The organism is Streptomyces sp. NPDC086519, from assembly GCF_040686075.1.
GTDB lineage: Bacteria > Actinomycetota > Actinomycetes > Streptomycetales > Streptomycetaceae > Streptomyces > Streptomyces shenzhenensis.
Map to the genome: position 1 here is coordinate 52,592 of NZ_JBFBJL010000015.1, position 17,141 is coordinate 69,732.

The 17,141-nt window shown below is 71.9% G+C and carries 15 protein-coding genes and 1 pseudogene; 8 read left to right on the forward strand and 8 right to left on the reverse strand.

What is annotated here, in order from left to right; genetic code table 11:
- Positions 1-82: 82 nt before the first annotated feature.
- From AB0P24_RS16435 to AB0P24_RS16460, 6 genes are all read left to right on the forward strand, one after another.
- Positions 83-1,066, forward strand: a complete 984-nt coding sequence (locus tag AB0P24_RS16435; protein ID WP_365794411.1) for a fumarylacetoacetate hydrolase family protein — start codon at positions 83-85, stop codon at positions 1,064-1,066.
- On the forward strand, positions 1,063-2,025 hold the full coding sequence (locus AB0P24_RS16440; protein ID WP_365794413.1) for a cyclase family protein: 963 nt from the start codon (positions 1,063-1,065) through the stop codon (positions 2,023-2,025). The genes AB0P24_RS16435 and AB0P24_RS16440 overlap by 4 nt, the downstream gene beginning before the upstream one ends.
- Positions 2,026-2,169: 144 nt before the next feature.
- Positions 2,170-3,342: an FAD-dependent oxidoreductase gene (locus AB0P24_RS16445; protein WP_365794415.1), complete on the forward strand. Its 1,173-nt coding sequence runs from the start codon at positions 2,170-2,172 to the stop codon at positions 3,340-3,342.
- On the forward strand, positions 3,339-4,346 hold the full coding sequence (locus AB0P24_RS16450; RefSeq protein ID WP_365794417.1) for an amidohydrolase family protein: 1,008 nt from the start codon (positions 3,339-3,341) through the stop codon (positions 4,344-4,346). Before AB0P24_RS16445 ends, AB0P24_RS16450 begins: the two co-directional genes overlap by 4 nt.
- A gap of 13 nt (positions 4,347-4,359) precedes the next feature.
- Positions 4,360-5,298 (forward strand): VOC family protein, encoded by a 939-nt coding sequence (locus AB0P24_RS16455; protein WP_365794419.1) that lies wholly within the window; start codon positions 4,360-4,362, stop codon positions 5,296-5,298.
- 96 nt (positions 5,299-5,394) lie between these two features.
- Complete coding sequence (locus tag AB0P24_RS16460) at positions 5,395-6,366, forward strand: fumarylacetoacetate hydrolase family protein (RefSeq protein ID WP_365794421.1); 972 nt, start codon at positions 5,395-5,397, stop codon at positions 6,364-6,366.
- Positions 6,367-6,414: 48 nt separating this feature from the next.
- Here the strand turns inward: AB0P24_RS16460 and AB0P24_RS16465 are convergent, their stop codons facing one another.
- The 4 genes from AB0P24_RS16465 to AB0P24_RS16480 all read right to left on the reverse strand — a co-directional run bounded on the left by AB0P24_RS16465 (position 6,415) and on the right by AB0P24_RS16480 (position 12,114).
- Entirely contained in the window at positions 6,415-7,428 is a 1,014-nt protein-coding gene (locus AB0P24_RS16465; RefSeq protein ID WP_365794423.1) for a VOC family protein, read from the reverse strand.
- Positions 7,425-8,297, reverse strand: coding sequence for an alpha/beta fold hydrolase (locus tag AB0P24_RS16470; RefSeq protein ID WP_365794425.1), 873 nt, complete (start codon positions 8,295-8,297; stop codon positions 7,425-7,427). The genes AB0P24_RS16465 and AB0P24_RS16470 overlap by 4 nt, the downstream gene beginning before the upstream one ends.
- A gap of 8 nt (positions 8,298-8,305) precedes the next feature.
- The gene (locus tag AB0P24_RS16475; RefSeq protein ID WP_365794427.1) at positions 8,306-9,910 is read right to left on the reverse strand and encodes a bifunctional 3-(3-hydroxy-phenyl)propionate/3-hydroxycinnamic acid hydroxylase; all 1,605 of its coding nucleotides are present in this window, start codon (positions 9,908-9,910) and stop codon (positions 8,306-8,308) included.
- A gap of 716 nt (positions 9,911-10,626) precedes the next feature.
- Entirely contained in the window at positions 10,627-12,114 is a 1,488-nt protein-coding gene (locus tag AB0P24_RS16480; protein ID WP_365794429.1) for a long-chain fatty acid--CoA ligase, read from the reverse strand.
- A gap of 194 nt (positions 12,115-12,308) precedes the next feature.
- Here AB0P24_RS16480 and AB0P24_RS16485 point away from each other — a divergent pair, with 194 nt between their 5' ends.
- Positions 12,309-13,523, forward strand: coding sequence for a helix-turn-helix domain-containing protein (locus AB0P24_RS16485; RefSeq protein ID WP_365794431.1), 1,215 nt, complete (start codon positions 12,309-12,311; stop codon positions 13,521-13,523).
- A 69-nt stretch (positions 13,524-13,592) separates the two neighbouring features.
- Here AB0P24_RS16485 and AB0P24_RS16490 read toward each other — a convergent pair.
- Positions 13,593-13,776: pseudogene (locus AB0P24_RS16490) on the reverse strand (TetR/AcrR family transcriptional regulator); the annotation flags it as partial.
- Here AB0P24_RS16490 and AB0P24_RS16495 point away from each other — a divergent pair.
- Positions 13,758-13,982 carry a hypothetical protein gene (locus AB0P24_RS16495; RefSeq protein ID WP_365794625.1) on the forward strand — a complete coding sequence of 75 codons (225 nt, stop codon included), beginning with the start codon at positions 13,758-13,760 and terminating at the stop codon, positions 13,980-13,982. The pseudogene AB0P24_RS16490 and the gene AB0P24_RS16495 overlap by 19 nt on opposite strands.
- A 13-nt stretch (positions 13,983-13,995) precedes the next feature.
- Here AB0P24_RS16495 and narI read toward each other — a convergent pair whose 3' ends face one another.
- The 3 genes from narI to narH are packed head-to-tail and all read right to left on the reverse strand — an operon-like array spanning position 13,996 to position 17,140.
- The gene (gene narI / locus AB0P24_RS16500) at positions 13,996-14,766 is read right to left on the reverse strand and encodes a respiratory nitrate reductase subunit gamma (RefSeq protein ID WP_365794433.1); all 771 of its coding nucleotides are present in this window, start codon (positions 14,764-14,766) and stop codon (positions 13,996-13,998) included.
- Positions 14,763-15,410, reverse strand: a complete 648-nt coding sequence (narJ, locus tag AB0P24_RS16505; protein WP_365794435.1) for a nitrate reductase molybdenum cofactor assembly chaperone — start codon at positions 15,408-15,410, stop codon at positions 14,763-14,765. The genes narI and narJ overlap by 4 nt, the downstream gene beginning before the upstream one ends.
- Complete coding sequence (gene narH / locus AB0P24_RS16510) at positions 15,407-17,140, reverse strand: nitrate reductase subunit beta (RefSeq protein WP_365794437.1); 1,734 nt, start codon at positions 17,138-17,140, stop codon at positions 15,407-15,409. The genes narJ and narH overlap by 4 nt, the downstream gene beginning before the upstream one ends.
- Position 17,141: the final 1 nt, after the last annotated feature.

A 17,141-nucleotide genomic window follows, 5' to 3' on the forward strand; every position in this document is an offset into this window, starting at 1 on the left:
GATTCACAGCATCCACAGGATCTATTTCCGTGATCAGTCGACGAGGGCCAGAGTAGACCGCAACCCAGCAGGAGGAAATCTCATGGCAACGCTCGCGCAACCTGCCGGCCCGTTCGCGCTCGGCACGTTCTCCGCTCCGGAGGGGCCCCGCTTCCCCGGCCTGGTGGCCGCGGACCGGGTGCTCGACCTGAGCAGAGCCCTGGACGGGGCGCCTGCCGACGTACGGGCCGTGCTGGACCGGTGGGAGGAGTTCCTGCCCGTCCTGCACGCGCTGGCGGACGACCCCGGTCTCGACCGGTACCCCCTGGACGGCCTGCGGGTGCATGCGCCCGTCGAGCCGCGGCAGATCTTCCAGTCCGGCGCCAACTACCGGCAGCACGTGATCGATCTGGAGGTCGCCCACCGCACCCCCGACGACCCGCGCACGGCCGAGGAGGCGCGCGCGGAGATCGCCGCCGTCATGGACCGCCGGGCGGCCGAGGACCTTCCGTACGTGTTCATCGGGCTGCCGACCACCGTTGCCGGGCCCTACGACGACGTCGTGCTCCCTTCCTGGGCCGAACAGCCGGACTGGGAGCTGGAGTTGGCCGCCGTCATCGCCAAGCCCGCGTACCGGGTGCCCGAAGCGGAGGCGCTGGGGTACGTCGCCGGGTACACGATCGCCAACGACCTGACCGACCGGGCCACGGTATTCCGGCGGGACATGAAGGCCATCGGAACCGACTGGCTGCGCTGCAAGAACGCGCCGGGCTTCACGCCGCTCGGGCCGTGGCTCGTGCCGGCCGAGTCGATCGCCGACCCGGGCGATCTGCGGGTCACGCTGAAGCTGAACGGCGACACCATGCAGGACGAGTCGACCAAGGACATGCTCTTCGGCATCGCCCGGCTGGTGTCGTACATCTCGCAGACCGCTCGGCTGCTGCCCGGCGACCTGGTGCTGACCGGCAGCCCGGCAGGCAACGGCATCCACTGGGGGCGGCTGCTGCGCGACGGCGACGTGCTGGAGGGCTCTATCACCGGCCTTGGGGTGCAGCGCACCCGCTGCGTCGCGGAGGCAGCGGCATGAGCCTGGACCGCCTCGACCCCGAGGGCGCGATCGCCGAGGCCGCCAAGGCGTACTCCAACTGGGGGCGCTGGGGCTCGGACGACGTGCTCGGCACCCTGAACTTCCTCGACGCGGCCAAGCGTCGCGAGGGCGCCGCGCTGGTACGGCGGGGCGTGAGCTTCTCGCTCTCCCAGCGGTTCGACATGAACGGGCCGCAGAAGGGCTGGCGGCGGCGCACCAACCCGGTGCACACCATGCTGGACACCGGCGCCGACGCCGCCCTCGGCAACCAGGGCTTTCCGCACGGCATCGGGGGCGCGGACGACGTGATCGCGATGCCGCTCCAGTGCTCCACCCAGTGGGACGGGCTCGGGCACATCTTCGACCACGGCAAGGCGTGGAACGGCCGCGACGCGGCGACCACGGTCACCTCCGACGGAGACCTCGTCACCGGCATCGAGCACATGGCACCCTACGTCGCCGGACGCGGAGTCCTCCTGGATGTCGGCCAAGTCATCGGTGAGAAGGGCGAGTTGCCGGACGGCTTCGCCATCACCGAGGCGCACCTGACCGCGACCGCCGAGGCCCACGGCGTGCGCGTCGGCCGCGGCGACATCGTCCTCGTGCGCACCGGCCACCTCGCCCGCGCCAAGCGCGACGGCTGGGGCGACTACGCCGGCGGGCCCGCGCCCGGACTGTCCTTCACCACCGCCGGCTGGCTGCACCGCACCGAGATCGCCGCGCTCGCCACCGACACCTGGGGCTTCGAGGTACGGCCCAACGAGTTCGAGCACGCCTTCCAGCCCCTGCACCAGGTCGCCATTCCCCACATCGGCCTGCTGATCGGCGAGATGTGGGACCTCGACACGCTCGCCGCGGACTGCGCCGAGGACGGCGTCCACGAGTTCTGGCTCACCGCCGCACCCCTCCCCATCACCGGAGCCGTCGGCTCCCCCGTCAACCCCGTCGCCGTCAAGTAGCCCCGCACAGCCGCCGGATGCGCCGTCCCCGGACAGCGGCGGCGCATCCGGCCCCGCACGCCCCTGGCCCGCGTCCCCCGCGGGCGAGAGCCGCATCCCCGCCGCCCGAAGCCGCGCGGCCCGATCCCGGGAGGTAGCCCCGAGATGACACCCACCCCCGCCCTTCCCCACTCTCCACTCCGTTCGAGCGGGAGAACCCCGCTCGTCCTCGTCATAGGCGGCGGTACCTCCGGAAACGCTCTGACCGTGCTGTTGCGCCGGGCCGGGATCGCCGTCGACCTGGTCGAGGCCAGCCCGGACTGGAAGGCCTCCCTCGGCTCCGGCATCACCCTCCAGGGCAACGCCCTGCGCGTCCTGCGCGAGGTCGGCGTCCTCGACGCGATCGAGAAGGACGGCTACACCGCCGACGGACTCGCCATCCTCACCCCCGACGGCACCGTCCTGGCCGCCCACGAGGAGCTGCGCACCGGCGGCGACGACCTGCCCGCCCACATCGGCATGCAGCGTCCGCGCCTCCAGCAGCTCCTCATCGAGCAGGTCCGGGCCTCGGGCGCCGACATCCGCCTCGGCACCACGGCCACCGCCTTCGACCAGCACGAGGACCGCGTGGACGTCGCGTTCTCGGACGGGACGAGCCGCCGCTACGACCTGGTGGTCGGTGCCGACGGCCTGCACTCCGCCACCCGCCGGATGATCGGCATCACCGACGAACCCGTCCCCACCGGCATGGGCATCTGGCGTGCCCCCGCGCCCCGTCCGGCCGGGATCACCCGCACCGAGATGGTCTACGGCGGCCCGTGCTTCATCGCCGGGTACTGCCCGACCAGCGAGGACACGGTCTACACGTATCTCGTCGAACCGGCCCGCGACCGGGCCTCGCTCGACCCCGGCTCGTATGCCGACGAGATGCGCCGGCTCAGCGAGGGCTACGGGGGTGTGTGGCCGCAGCTGCGGGCCGCGTTCACCGACCCGAAGGCCGTGAACTACGCGTGGTTCGACCGGCACCTGGTGACGGGCCCCTGGCACCGCGGCCGCGTCGTGCTGGTCGGCGACGCCGCCCACTGCTGCCCGCCCACCTTCGCCCAGGGCGCCGCGATGTCCCTGGAGGACGCCCTGGTCCTCGCCGAACTGCTGGCCGGCCCCGGCGACTGGGACGACCGCCTCCTCACCGCCTATCACTCCCGTCGGCTGCCTCGTGTGCGCATGGTCGTCGACGCCTCGGTGCAGCTCGCCCAGTGGCTGCTCGACGGGGAGCGCGACGCGGACATACCCGGCCTGGTGCACCGCACCTTGACCGCGCTGCAGGAACGCCCGTGACCGAGCCCGAGCCGATCCCCACGATCGACGTGCACGCCCACCTCCTGGTCCCGGAGGCCGAGGAGGCCGTGGCCGGCCGGCCCGGTCTCGCCGAGGCCCGCGCCCTGGACGCCCGCCGCAACGGACCGGCCGCCCTGAGGGTGAACGGCCCGATGGTCGGCTCGCGCGTGCCGATGCTGACGGACGCGGCCGTGCGACTGGCGGCCATGGACGAGCAGGGCGTGGACGTCCAGCTGGTCAGCCCCTCCCCGTCGCACTACCACTACTGGGCGGAGCCCGAACTGGCCGCGCGCGTCTGCCGGCTGGCCAACGAGTCGACGGCCGCCCACTGCGCCAAGGCCCCCGGGCGCCTGTACGGCCTGGGTCTGGTCCCCCTCCAGCACCCCGCCCTCGCGGCCGGCTTGCTCGACCACGCGCTGGAGCAGGGGCTGCGAGGCGTGGAGATCTCCTCGCACGCGCCCGGCCACGAGCTGTCGGACCCCGCGTACGAGCCCCTGTGGGCGCGGGCCGAGGAGACGGGCGCGCTCCTCTTCCTGCACCCCTTCGGGTGCACGCTCGACGAACGGCTGGACCGCTGGTACCTCTCCAACACCGTCGGCCAGCCGACGGAGAACGCGGTCGCGCTCTCCCATCTGATCTTCTCGGGCGTCCTGGACCGCCACCCGGGACTGAAGCTGATAGCCGCGCACGGGGGCGGCTATCTCCCCACCCACATCGGCCGTTCCGACCACGCCTGGCGGGTGCGCCCCGACGCCCGGACGTGCACGCGGGAGCCGAGCAGCTATCTGCGGCAGCTCTACTTCGACTCCCTCGTCCACGACCCGGCCGTCCTGCGGGAGCTGGTCCGGGCCGCCGGCGCCGACCGGGTGCTGCTGGGCTCCGACTTCCCCTTCGACATGGGCGCCGACGATCCGCTCGGCGCCCTGCGCGCCGCGGGCCTGTCCGACCCCGACTTCCAGTCCGTGCGCGGGGCGAACGCCGCCGCACTGCTCCACCTCTCCTAGGAGGAATCCCCCCATGGGCAACCGCCTGCTCACCCACCTCAGGCACGTCGACCTCGCCGTGCCCGACTACGACAAGCAACTCGACTTCTACGGCGGGGTCTGGGGCCTGACCAAGGTCGCCGAGGACTCCGGGATCTCCTTCCTGGCCGCCGAGGGCTCGCCCGAGAACTACGTCATCCGGCTGCGCAGGGCCGACGAGAAGCGGCTCGACCTGGTCGCGTACGGCGCCGCCTCGGCACCCGACGTGGACACTCTCGCCGAGCGGCTCCTCGCCTCGGGTGTGCGGTTGATCTCCCAGCCCGGCAAGGTGGACACGCCCGGAGGCGGTTACGGCTTCCGCTTCTTCGACGTGGACGGACGCACCATCGAGGTCTCCGCGGACGTGGACGTACGCCGGCACCGCAGGATCGAGGAGAAGGAGTCGATCCCCGTCAAGCTCTCCCACGTCGTGCTCAACTCCCCCGACCTGGACGCGACCCGCTCCTGGTACGAGACCCACCTCGGTTTCCGCCACTCCGACACACTGAGTTCGCCGCACGTCGGCGATGTCATGCACTTCATGCGGATCAGCAACCAGCACCACTCGATGGCCATCGCCAAGGGCCCGCACACCTCGCTGCACCACGTCTCCTTCGAGATGCGCGGCATCGACGAGTACCTGCGCGGCTCCGGGCGCGTGATGCGGGCCGGGTTCAAGAAGGTCTGGGGGCCGGGGCGCCACATGGCGGGCGACAACACCTTCACCTACTTCCTCGACCCGCACGGCAACACGGTCGAGTACACCACCGAGTTGGAACTCCTCGACGAGGACACCTGGCACCCGCACGTCTACGACTTCTCCCGGCCGGAGGTCACCGACCAGTGGGGCACCGCCAACCCGATGAACGAACTGGTCGCCAAGGAGTCCTTCAACGACGTCGACCGCGGGGTGTTCGTCGCCCCGCCGGTCTGACCGGCCCGCAACCCTGATCACCGGGGGCGCGGCAGCACGGTCACGCCCTGACTCCCCGCCGCGTCCCCGGTCCCGCTCTCCCGACAGGACCCCTTCATGCGCTTCGCCACGTACGAACACCGCGACCGACGCCGGGTGGCCGTCGTCGAAGAGGACGGCACGCTCCGCCCGTTGCCCGGCGTCACGTCGCTGACCGGCCTGCTCGCCGCGGGCGGCGGTCTGCCGGAACTCCTCGACGCCGGATCGGCGGCGCTCGACGTGCCGGCCGGTCCCCATGTCTCCCGGGTACGGCTGCTGCCGCCTCTCCAGCCGCCCACCGTGCGGGACTTCGTGACCTTCGAGGAACACGTCGAGGGCGTACGGCGGTCCGTGGACGGTGCCGCCGGGGTGCCGGAGCAGTGGTATGCGGCACCGACCTTCTACTTCACCAACCCCTACGCGGTGTACGGCCCTTACGACGACATCCCCGCACCGCCCGGATCGTCCGTGCTCGACTTCGAGCTGGAGGTCGCCGCCGTGATCGGCAAGGAGGGCCGCGACCTCACCCCCGGGCAGGCCCGTGCGCACATCGCCGGGTACACCATCCTCAACGACTGGTCCGCCCGCGACCTCCAGTCCGCCGAGATGCGCGTAGGTCTGGGCCCGTGCAAGGGCAAGGACACGGCCACCACCCTGGGCCCGTACCTGGTGACCGCCGACGAGCTGGAGAAGTACCGCGACGAGGACGGCTTCCTGCGCCTGGGTCTCACGGCCTCCGTGAACGGCGAGGTGGTCGGCGAGGATCTGCTGTCCAACATGAGCTGGACCTTCGAGGAGATGACCGCCTACGCCTCCCGCGGCACCTGGGTCCGCCCCGGAGACGTCCTCGGCTCGGGCACCTGCGGCAACGGCGGCTGCCTCGCCGAGCTGTGGGGCGTCCGGGGCAGGCAGGACCCGCCGCCGCTCGGGCCGGGAGACACGGTCACGCTCACCGTGGAGGGCCTCGGCAGCGTGTCCAGCACCGTGGTCGCCGGCCCCGATCCGGTGCCGGTGCCGCCCGCGCGCCGCCGTACCCGGCAGCGGCCGTGACCGCCCCGCACCAGCAGCGGGCCACGGCCTGGGCGTCCGGCCGGACCGTCAGTCGTCGGAGACACCCGCGCCGCTGAGGGCGGGGACCGTGGTCTCCCGGTGGGCGAGGGAGCGGATGCCGAGCCGGAACTGGTCGAGTTTGTCGACGATGGTCTGGCCCACCGGGGTGTGGCCCCAGATGCTGATGCCCTGGTGGGTGCTGGGCTGCCAGGTCGACTCGTCGACGACGACGGGGTTCCAGCCCACCTCCCACTCGAAGCCCGACGGGGTGCGCGCGTAGTAGGACAGCTCCTTGTCGTTGGTGTGCTGGCCCACGGACAGGGCCATCTGGAAGCCGAGTTCGTACACGCGCTGGTAGCTGCGGGCGAGGTCGTCGAGCGTGGCTGCCTGGGTGTTGAGGTGCTGGACGCGGGTGCGGATCGGGTCGAGGGGCAGCCCCCGGACGGCGGCGATCGCGATGGTGTGATGGCGTTCGTTGACCCGCAGGAAGCGGATCTTCAGCTTCATGCCGCTGATCGTCTCGTCGATGTAGTCGGTCAGGCGGGCGTCGAAGACGGTGTTGAAGTAACCGCGCAGCTGCGCCGGCCTGGTGGAGGTGATCGCCACGTGGCCCATGCCGGAGTCGCCCGTGACCCAGCCGGAGGCGAGCATCCGCAGCGGCTCGGACGAGACCAGGGGCGTGGTGCAGATCTCCTGGGTGATGCCTTTGGGGCCGGGGAAGCGCAGCAGCCGTTCGACGCCGCGCAGTGCGGCTTCCTCTGCCGAGCCCTGGACGACGGGGACCCCGTGGGCCCGGACACGCGCCTCTATCCGCTCGAACGAGGCGTGGTCGTCGATGTGCCAGCCGGTGGTCACGACATCCTCGGCCGGGCCGCGGCGGAGCAGGAACCGGCACTCCTGCTCGTCCAGGCGGAATCGCATCAGGTCGCTGTCCAGGTCGTCGTGGTGCATGCCGATGGCGTCGGTGCCGAAGCGGCGCCAGTCGGCGAAGCGGTTGGTCTCGATGACGAGGTAGCCGAGGTGGACGGCGCCGAACACGGAGCGAGGGCTGTTCGTGTTCATCGGCGGCCTGCCAGGAAGTCGGCGGACAGGCGGTTGAAGAGTTCCGCGCGTTCGAACTGCACCCAGTGGCCGGTGTTGGCGACGAGGTAGAGGTCGCAGTTGGGCATGCGGTCGGCCAGCATACGGCCGCCGGACGGCCGGTTGACCTTGTCCGCTGCGCCCCACAGCACCAGCGTGGGAACCGGCAGGCGGGACAGGCGCCGGTCCCGGGTGAAGTCCATTTTCCACAGCGTGCGCGGTGCGTTCGGCCCGGAGGGGCGGCGCAGCGGCGGGGCGGCCACGACCTCGGGGTCGATGCTGTCCCGGTAGCGACCGTCGATGACGCTGTCGGGCACGTCGGCGGCGTTGAAGACGAGGTACTGGCGGATGAACTTCTCCAGTTTCAGGCGCGAAGGCCCGTCTCCGGAGTAGTAGTCGAGCAGGCTGTTGAGACCCGGGGTCGGCAGGGCGCGGGTGGTGCCGATGCCGCCCGGGCCCATCAGGATCATGCGGTCGACCCGGTCGGGGGTGTCCAGGGCCAGCCGCAGGGCGCAGGAGCCGCCGTAGGAGTTGCCGACGAAGTGGGCTTTGGCCAGGTCGAGTTGGTCGAGCACGCCGCGGATGTGGTCGGCGAGGTACCCGAACGGGTCGGTGCCGTCGACGCCCTTGGTGCTGCGGCCGTAGCCGGGCAGGTCCGGGACGATGACCCGGTACTCCTTCGCCAGCTCGGCGATGTTGCGGGCGTAGTTGGAGACACCGGAGGCGCCCGGGCCGCCGCCGTGCAGCAGCAGGACGGGCGGACCGTCCCCGGTCTCGGCGACGAAGATCTTCTTGCCCGCGACGTCGAGCAGGGACTCCCGCATCGACGGCGGTTCGGTGTGAGCGGTCATGGCATTCCTCAGGAGGCGGCGGCGGTCGCGGTCGGGTGCGCCGCAGGGGCGAATCCGGCCGGAGGCGCGGGAAGTCGGGCGCCCGCGGGGGCGGCGGCGTAGACGTAGGAGTCCGGCCGCAGGGCGAGGGTCGCCGCACGGTGCTCGCTCATCCAGCGCAGCAGCACTCCGTCGCTGTCGACGAGGGTGCCCTCGGCAGGGCGCGATCCGGCCGGGGTGACGGTGAGCGAGGGGACGCCCAGCCGGTCCCATGCGGGCTGCGGGCCGGGCAGTCCGCCGTGCAGCAGCAGCCAGTGGCCGCCGAGGACGTCGTCCAGCCGTACCGGTTCGCCGTCGGGGCCGGTCATCCAGGGCTGGGGGATCTGGTGCCCGGACGCCTTGGTGCGGGGCCGGGCCTGAAAGCCGTCGGTGTAGTGGGCGACGGGTATCCAGTTCGAGTCCTGGACCCAGTCGCGGAAGCCTGCCGCGCGGTTCAGGACGGGCAGCAGGAGGTCACGGACCGCGGCCACCGCCCGGCGCCGTTCGGTGATGATCCGCCCGACGGTCACCGCCCGCCTGGTGACCTCTTTGACATGCGGCTTGCGCTCGGCCTCGTAGCTGTCCAGCAGAGTCTCGGGCAGCCGCCCGCGCAGCACCGCGTCCAGCTTCCAGCACAGGTTGGCGACGTCCCGCACCCCGGCCGCCATGCCCTGGCCGATCCATGGCGGCATGGCGTGGGCGGCGTCGCCCGCGAGGAAGACCCGGTCCACCCGGAAGCGGGCGGCGAAGCGGACGTGGTGGCTGTAGACGGTGGCACGCAGGATCCTGATGCTGTCCCTGCTGATCCCGTACCGGGCCACCAGTTCGTAGATCGCCTCATCGGTGGTCAGGTACTGCTCGTCGTCGCCCGGCAGGACCGGGAACTCCCAGCGGTGATGCCCCAGCGGGGTCGGGCAGTCGACCGCCGGGCGGGCCGGGTCGCAGCGGAAGCGCAGCCGGTCGTGGTCCGGCCACGGCTTGAGCATCTCGGTGTCGATGACCACCCAGCGGTCCGTGTACGTCCGCCCGTCGTAGCCGACGTTCAGCTGGGCGCGGGTCAGGCTGGTGCCTCCGTCGGCCGCGATGACGTAGGAGGCGCGCAGCCGCCGCACGGCGTCGTCGGCGGTACCGACCACCGTCAGCTCCACGCCGTCCGCGTCCTGTCGCAGGCGCAGGCACTCGTGGCGCAGCCACACCTCCACGTTCGGGTAACGGCCCACTCCGTCGCGCAGGACCTGCTCCAGCGCGGGCTGGTAGATGAACATCTGCGGTGGATGTCCGTGCCCGCGGGCAGTGGGATGCGCGCTGACGAAGGTCCGGCCTCTCGCGTCGACGAAGTCGAGCGGGCGGTCGGCCAGCATGTCCTGCTTCAGCCGCTCGGCCAGCCCGACGCGCTGCCAGATCCTTACGACCTCCTCGTCCGTGGAGATCGCCCGGGCGCGGGAGAACACCTCCGCGTCCCGCTCCACGACGACGACTCTGAGGCCCATCGCCCCGAGCAGGTTCGCCGCGGTCACACCCGTGGGTCCGTATCCGATCACCGCCACGTCGTAGGCGCTGTCCTCGGCTCCGCCCTGGGCACTGATTTCACTCACCAGGCCACCTCACTGTGTCCCGTTGGTCTTGATGTAGCGTTCACTCCAATTGGAGCAGTCGCTACGGTAAGCCGGGGGTCGGAGTCGGTCAAGAGCCGTGGACAGCGGGAAGAACAGCCCCGATGACCGGGCGGCGGACGACGTGCGAGAAGCGCGTCACCGGTGGGAAGTCGCGGCAGCGCGTCTTTGACGCCGCCGTCGCGGACGCGGACGCGGGCGCGGGTACGAGGGCACGTCCGTCGCAGCGGTCAGTGCCGGGTGCGGGCCGCCCGCCGGCTCCGGATACCGGCTACCGGCACTTCAAAAACGAGGACAGCCTGATCGCCGCGGTCGTCGAGCGCGGCTTCAAGACCTGGCCGGCGGCTCTCGGGCTGCCGAGGGGGAAGAGGCGGGCGCCCGGCTGGAGCGGGCCACGCTCACGCGTCGAACCTGGCGAAGTCACTCGTGGGCGCGCCGGACTTCCCGCGCCTCGGCCTCGTGCTCGCCCTACAGCGGCGCCCCGCCGAGCCGCGCGGCCGGGAAGTGACCGAAAGGGTGCCTCGTACGACGCCGGAGGCGGGCGGTGGCCGGGACGCGCGCCCGGGGGGACCGCGAGTCGCGCCGCCGTGGCACGCCGGCCACGGCCTGGTCGCAGGGAACAGCGGTGAAGCGGTGAAGCGGTGGGGGGGACGACGGAGCCTGACGGCGGTGTCCTCCCGTCCGGCACGGCCGGAAGGTCACCGAGGAGGACGGATCTCCCGCTTGAGGATCTTCCCGGTGGGGCCCTTGGGCAGGGCGGCCAGGAACCAGACCTTGCGGGGGTACTTGTACGGGGCGACGCGCTCCTTGACGAAGGACTGCAGTGACTCGGCGGTGACCCGGGCATCGGGGACGAGGGCGACGGCCGCGGCGACCTCCTCGCCGAGGGAGGCGTGCGGGATGCCGACGACGGCCGCCTCGACGACCTCCGGGTGCTCGTAGAGGACCTCCTCGATCTCCCGCGGGTAGACGTTGTATCCGCCGCGGATGATCAGGTCCTTCTTGCGGTCGACGACGTAGAGGTATCCGTCGTCGTCCTGGCGGGCCAGGTCTCCGGTACGCAACCAGCCGTCCGGGATCGCCTCGGCCGTCGCGTCGGGCCGGTTCCAGTAGCCCGCCATGACGTTGTGTCCCCGGACGGCGATCTCGCCGACCTCGCCGGCCGGGACGTCCTCGCCGGCGCCGTCGACCAGGCGTATCTCGACACCGTCGATCGGGGTGCCGATCGAGCCGGGCCTGCGGGGCCGGTCGCAGTGGTTGAAGGTGGCCACCGGTGAGGTCTCCGAGAGCCCGTAGCCCTCGGCCACCGCGCAGCCGAACCGGGTCTCGAAGGCGTGCAGCACCTCTGTCGGCAGCGCCGCTCCACCGGAGACGCACACCCGCAGGGCGCCGGCCTCGGCGCCGGTGACGGACGGGGCCTGGTGCAGCAGTGCGTTGTACATCGTGGGCACGCCCTCGAAGACGGTCACCCGCAGTTCGTCGAGCAGGGCCAGCACCGCGGCCGGTTCGAAGCGGGGCACCAGGACCAGGCAGGCGCCCTGGCGGACCGCCGCGTTCATGCCGCACGTCTGGCCGAAGGCGTGGAACATCGGAAGGCAGCCCATCACCACGTCCCGCTCTCCCAGCTGGATCACCCGTTCGGCCACCACCTCGGCGTTGCGGCCGAGGTTGCGATGGGTCAGTGCGGCGCCCTTCGGCCTGCCGGTGGTGCCGGAGGTGTAGAGGATCACGGCGAGGTCGTCGTCCTCGCGCGGCGTCTGGGCCCCGGCGGGTTCGCAGCCGTCCGCCTGCGACAGATCGGGGTCGACCGCGGTCACCACGGTGCCCGTCACACCGGCCGCCGCCGCGGCCTCCTGTGCGGCACCCTCGTGCACGAACAGCAGGCCCGCCCCGGAGTCGGCCAGACAGTGCTCGATCTCACGCGCCTTGAGCAGCGGGTTCATCGGGACCACGACTCCACCGGCCCGCAGGATGCCGTAGTAGAGCACCACGAACGCCGGAACGTTGGGCAGCATCACACCGACCCGGTCGCCGGCCGTCAGACCCAGATTCCGCAGCATCCCCGCGGCCCGCGACGCGGCCAGGTCCAGCTCCGCGTAGGTGAGAAGCGTGCTCCCGAACCGGAGGGCGGGGCGCTCGGGGTGACGGCGAGCCGTCTCCGACAGATTTCCCGCGATGTTCGGCATGCGTCCTCCTGTTAACAGCCCGGTAACCTCCGGATGCCGGGTTCAGACTGACGTCAGGACGGGCCACTGCCAATGGACCGGCGCACAGGATGGCCCGGCGATGTGTTGTTCCCCGGAACAATCGGCAGAGAGATGATCACGGCGGCTCGGGCAGCCCTTGTCCCCAGGAACAAGGGCTCCCGTACCCTGGCCTTGTGCAGCGCCGCCCGCCCGTACCCGAGATCGCCGCCGTGGCGCAGTCCCTGCGCCCGCGGCTGGCCGAACTCGTCGAGCGCGCCGCACGCCGCATCCGCGACGAGATCGACGTCTACGGCCCGTCCGGCACCGTCCCGGAGGGGGAGCTGCGGGCGTCGCTGCGGCGCAACATCGACAGCATGCTCGCGCAGTTCGCCCGGGGCAGCGGACCCGACCTGAGCGAACCCGGCGGGACAGGCCGGCTGCGGGCGGTGCAGGGCGGGCCGCTGCCCGACGTGCTGCGCGCCTACCGGATCGGCTTCGCCGAGGTGTGGACGGTCGTGGCGGAGGAGGCGGCGCGTCTTCGCGTGGACCCGGCCGTCATGGTGTCGGCGACGGCCGACGCGTGGCAGCTCGCGGACGAGTACAGCGACGCGCTGACCTCCTCCTACCGCCAGGCGGCCGCCGAAGTCGTCCGCGCCCGGGAGCGAGAACGGTCCGCTCTCACGGAGGCCCTGCTCAGCGGCCGTGTCAACGACCCGGGGGCGCTGTGGGAGGTGGCCCAGACCCTTGGTCTGCCGCGGAAGGGCCCTTTCGTCGCCGTCGCCGCCGAGGTGACCATGCTCGGCCATGAACCGCTCGGTGACGTCGAGGCACAGCTGTCCGCCCATGGCATCTCCTCCGCCTGGGCGCTGCGGCCCGACCTCCACATCGGCATCACGTCCCTGCTCCGCCCCGACGCCCTCGACCTGACCATGACGGTGCTGCGGCGCGGCGCCACCGCCCGGGTGGGCATGAGCCCGGCCTTCGCCTCGCTCGACTGCACCGGCCAGGCCCTGCGGCACGCCCGGCTGGCCATGAAGAGCCGGCCCGCGGGAACGGCCGCGGTGGTCCGCTTCCAGGACGACCCGCTCACACTGGTCATGGCCGCCGCGCCGGAGGCCGCGGCCGACATGGCCCGCAGGGTCATGGGTCCGGTACTGGCCCTCGGCAAGGACGCGAGCGCTGTGCTGCTCGACACCTTCCAGTGCTGGATCGACGCGGCCGGGAACGCCGGGGCGACGGCGCGGGCCCTGCACTGCCACCCCAACACGGTCCGCTACAGACTGCGCAAGCTGGAGGGCCTGACCGGCCGTTCGCTGCAGGCCCCCGGGGACGCGGCCGAACTCGTCGCGGCCCTGCGTGCCGTCAGGGTCCTGCCGGACACCGGAGCGGACGGGAACGCTCGTTCCTGAACGCGCCGGGAGCGGCCGAGGGCCGGACGGCCCCCGTCGGGTCGGGGTACCGAAGCGCTCCGTCCCCGGTCAGCCGAGGCCGGGCAGCGGGCGCCGGGCGACGCCCCGGGCGTCCTGCGGCGGGACGCCCAGCATGCGCAGCATGCATGTCGGCCAGGTTCGACGCGGCCTCGTCGCCGTCGAGTTCCGGGCGGGCGAACCGCAGCTCCGCCAGCGCCGGCAGGGAGCCGCCCAGTGCGACCGCGACGGTCGGCACTCGACGACGGCGGCTGCGTCAACCTCGGCATCGGGCTTGCGACGCGCGTCCCCGACCACGTGCCCGCCGACGTGGAGTCGATGCCGCACTCGGAGAACGGAATCCTCGGGACCGGTCGCTACCCGGCCGAGGGCGAGGTCGCCCCGGCCTCGTCGACGCCGGGTGCTCGGGGGTGGCGGCGACCGGGCTCCGGGAGCTCGTGAAGGCACTGCCCGGTCATGGGCCGGTGCGTTCCCAGCCACGGTGCGGGGCCCGGGCGCCCAGTTGTACGTCACGGCTGCGGTAGACGATGTAGGGGCGGGTGAGGTAGCCCAGCGGGGCGGTGAGCATGTGCACCAGGCGGGTGAAGGGCCAGGCGGCGAAGAGCAGCATCGCGCTGATGGCATGCAGCCGGAAGAGGATCGGGACGCCGGTCATCCGGTCCGGGTCGGGCCGCAGCCAGAAGATGGAGCGGAACCAGGGGGAGATGGTCTCGCGGTAGTCGTAGCCGCCGCCGGCGAGGTTGGCGACGACGGTCGCGGACAGGCCGAGGACGATGGTCGCGGTGAGCAGGACGTACATGGCCTTGTCGTTCTTCGTGGTGGCGGAGAAGACCGGGCCGACGGTACGCCGCCGGTAGACCAGGACGGCCAGTCCGCCGAGCGTGGCGATGCCCGCGACGGTACCGAGGGCCACCGCACCGATGTGGTAGACGTTCTCGCTGATCCCGGCTGCCTCGGTCCAGCTCTCGGGGATGACGAGGCCGCCGATGTGGCCGAGGAGGACGACGAGGATGCCGAAGTGGAACAGCGGGCTTCCGATCCTCAGCAGCCGGTGCTCGTAGAGCTGGGAGGAGCGGGTGGTCCAGCCGAACTTGTCGTAGCGGTAGCGCCAGAGGTGCCCGAGCACGAACACCGCGAGCACCACGTACGGAAGGACGGCCCACAGGAGGACGGCGCCGGTGCCGGCCTGGACTGCCGGGCCGGCGGGCTGCGCGGCCGCGCTCATCGGGGACCTCCTACGACGGGATCAGGCAGGAACTGCGGGGACGCGTACGGATCCAGGCCGACCTGCTCCTCCGGAGGGCCCTGGGCGGCCAGCCGGGCGACGGCCTCGCGTTCGTCGCCGGCGAGGGCGGGCAGGGTGGCGGAGACGGAGTCCAGGACGTGCGCCCAGGGCGAGTCCGCGTCGCGCAGGGCGAGGCGCAGCAGCTCCAGGCCGGCGCGGTGTCCGGTCAGCAGGCGGGTCCCGGCGGCCGGTTCGGCGGCGGCGAACTCGAGGACGACGGCGAGGTGGTCGGGCAGTTCGTCGTCGCTCAGCCGCCAGCCCGCCTTCGCGTAGGTCTGCTTCAGTCGCAGGAGGGCGATGCCGCGTTTTCGGGTGTCGCCGTGGGCGTAATAGGTCAGGTACGGGCAGCAGCGTCTGCGGTGGTCGAAGGTGGCGACGTAGGCGGCGGCCAGGTCCGGCAGCGGGACGCGGCCGGCGTGTTCGGCGAAGCGGATCAGGGGGTGCCCGACCGGCTTGGGCTGGGTGGCGGCGACCTTGACCGCCAGCGCGACGCGCGCGGGGAACTGGTCGTCCGGGTAGGCCAGCAGCAGGGACTGCGCCTGCCAGGCCGGGGCGTGGCGGGCACGGCCGGTGGTCGGCCTCATGACGCGCCGCCCCTCTCGTCGTCCCTCGCGGGTGGGAACAGTCCGGGGGGTCTGCCTCTGCCGTCCCAGTTGAGGAGGTTGACGCGGCCGGCCTTGTCGGTGGGGGCGGCGGTCGTGTCGGAGGTCTGGCGGTCGTGCAGGGCCCGGTAGTTCTCGACGGCGATCGGGGCGGCTTTTCCGGAGGCCTCGCCGAAGGGGCCGGAGCCGCCCGCCCGTCGTCCACCGCCCTCGGGCCCGGCCCCTCCCATTCCGGGGCCGCCCTCGCGGTCGAGGCTGCACTCGGTGGCCAGTTCCTCCAGCTGGTGGGCCTGTTCGGCGTGGGCGGGCGGGATGACGTACCGCTCGTCGTACTTGGCCAGGGCCAGCAGCCGGTACATGTCGTACATCTGCTCGCCGCTCATGCCGACGGTCCCGGGAATGGCCTCGTCGGGTTCACGGCCGAGGTTGATGTCACGCATGTAGGAGCGCATGGCCGCCAGGCGGCGCAGGACCGCGTCCACGGGCTGTGGATCGCCGGCGGTGAACAGCTGGGCGAGGTAGTCGACGGGGATGCGCAGAGCGTCGACGGCGGCGAAGAGGTTGCGGTGGTCCTCGGCGTCGTGGCCGGTGTCGCGCACGGAGTCGACCACCGGTGACAGGGGCGGGATGTACCAGACCATGGGCAGGGTGCGGTACTCCGGATGCAACGGCAGCGCCACCCGGTACCTGTTGATCAGGGCGTGCACCGGGGAGCGCCGGGCCGCCTCGATCCAGTCCCGCGGGATGCCCGCCTGCTCCGCCGCACGTACGACCTCGGGGTCGTCCGGGTCGAGGAAGACGCTCCGCTGGGCCTCGTACAGGCCCGTGTCCTCGGGCGTCGAGGCGGCTTCGAGGACGCGGTCGGCGTCGTAGAGGACGAGGCCGATGTAGCGCAGCCGGCCCACGCAGGTCTCGGAGCAGACCGTGGGCAGGCCGACCTCGACGCGGGGGAAGCAGAAGGTGCACTTCTCCGCCTTGCCGGTGCGGTGGTTGAAGTACACCTTCTTGTACGGGCATCCCGTCACGCACATCCGCCAGCCCCGGCAGCGGTCCTGGTCCACCAGCACGATGCCGTCCTCGGTGCGCTTGTAGATCGCGCCGGAGGGGCAGGAGGCCGCGCAGGACGGGTTGAGGCAGTGCTCGCAGATCCGCGGCAGGTAGAACATGAAGGTCTGCTCGAACTCGAACCTGATCTTCTCCGAGACCTGGTCGAGCAGGACGTCCTTCTCCCTCGTGGCCGCCGATCCGCCCAGGTCGTCGTCCCAGTTCGCCGACCAGGAGATCTTCATGTCCTTGCCGGAGATCAGGGACTTGGGACGGGCGACGGGGGTGTGTTCCTGCAAAGGCGCGTTGGTCAGCGTCGCGTAGTCGTACGTCCAGGGTTCGTAGTAGTCGTCGATGGTCGGCAGCAGGGGGTTGGAGAAGATCTGGATCAGCTTCTTGAACCGGCCGCCCGCCTTCAGCGCGAGCCGGCCCTTCTTGTTCAGCTCCCAGCCGCCGCGCCAGGTGGCCTGGTCCTCGTAGCGGCGCGGGTAGCCCTGGCCGGGGCGGGTCTCGACGTTGTTGAACCACACGTACTCGACGCCGCTGCGGTTGGTCCACGCCTGCTTGCAGGTGACCGAGCAGGTGTGGCAGCCGATGCACTTGTCGAGGTTCATCACCATCGCCATCTGGGCCATCACACGTCCGATGGCGGCTTTGCGCCGGGGCATG

What these genes read in the sequence shown, in the direction of transcription:
- AB0P24_RS16465 (WP_365794423.1), bottom strand. Translation starts at nt 7,428, where the DNA reads ATGAACACGAACAGCCCTCGCTCCGTGTTCGGCGCCGTCCACCTCGGC.
- narJ (WP_365794435.1), bottom strand. Translation starts at nt 15,410, where the DNA reads ATGAGGCCGACCACCGGCCGTGCCCGCCACGCCCCGGCCTGGCAGGCG.
- AB0P24_RS16445 (WP_365794415.1), top strand. Translation starts at nt 2,170, where the DNA reads ATGACACCCACCCCCGCCCTTCCCCACTCTCCACTCCGTTCGAGCGGG.
- narH (WP_365794437.1), bottom strand. Translation starts at nt 17,140, where the DNA reads ATGCCCCGGCGCAAAGCCGCCATCGGACGTGTGATGGCCCAGATGGCG.
- AB0P24_RS16460 (WP_365794421.1), top strand. Translation starts at nt 5,395, where the DNA reads ATGCGCTTCGCCACGTACGAACACCGCGACCGACGCCGGGTGGCCGTC.
- AB0P24_RS16470 (WP_365794425.1), bottom strand. Translation starts at nt 8,297, where the DNA reads ATGACCGCTCACACCGAACCGCCGTCGATGCGGGAGTCCCTGCTCGAC.
- narI (WP_365794433.1), bottom strand. Translation starts at nt 14,766, where the DNA reads ATGAGCGCGGCCGCGCAGCCCGCCGGCCCGGCAGTCCAGGCCGGCACC.
- AB0P24_RS16435 (WP_365794411.1), top strand. Translation starts at nt 83, where the DNA reads ATGGCAACGCTCGCGCAACCTGCCGGCCCGTTCGCGCTCGGCACGTTC.
- AB0P24_RS16440 (WP_365794413.1), top strand. Translation starts at nt 1,063, where the DNA reads ATGAGCCTGGACCGCCTCGACCCCGAGGGCGCGATCGCCGAGGCCGCC.
- AB0P24_RS16455 (WP_365794419.1), top strand. Translation starts at nt 4,360, where the DNA reads ATGGGCAACCGCCTGCTCACCCACCTCAGGCACGTCGACCTCGCCGTG.
- AB0P24_RS16480 (WP_365794429.1), bottom strand. Translation starts at nt 12,114, where the DNA reads ATGCCGAACATCGCGGGAAATCTGTCGGAGACGGCTCGCCGTCACCCC.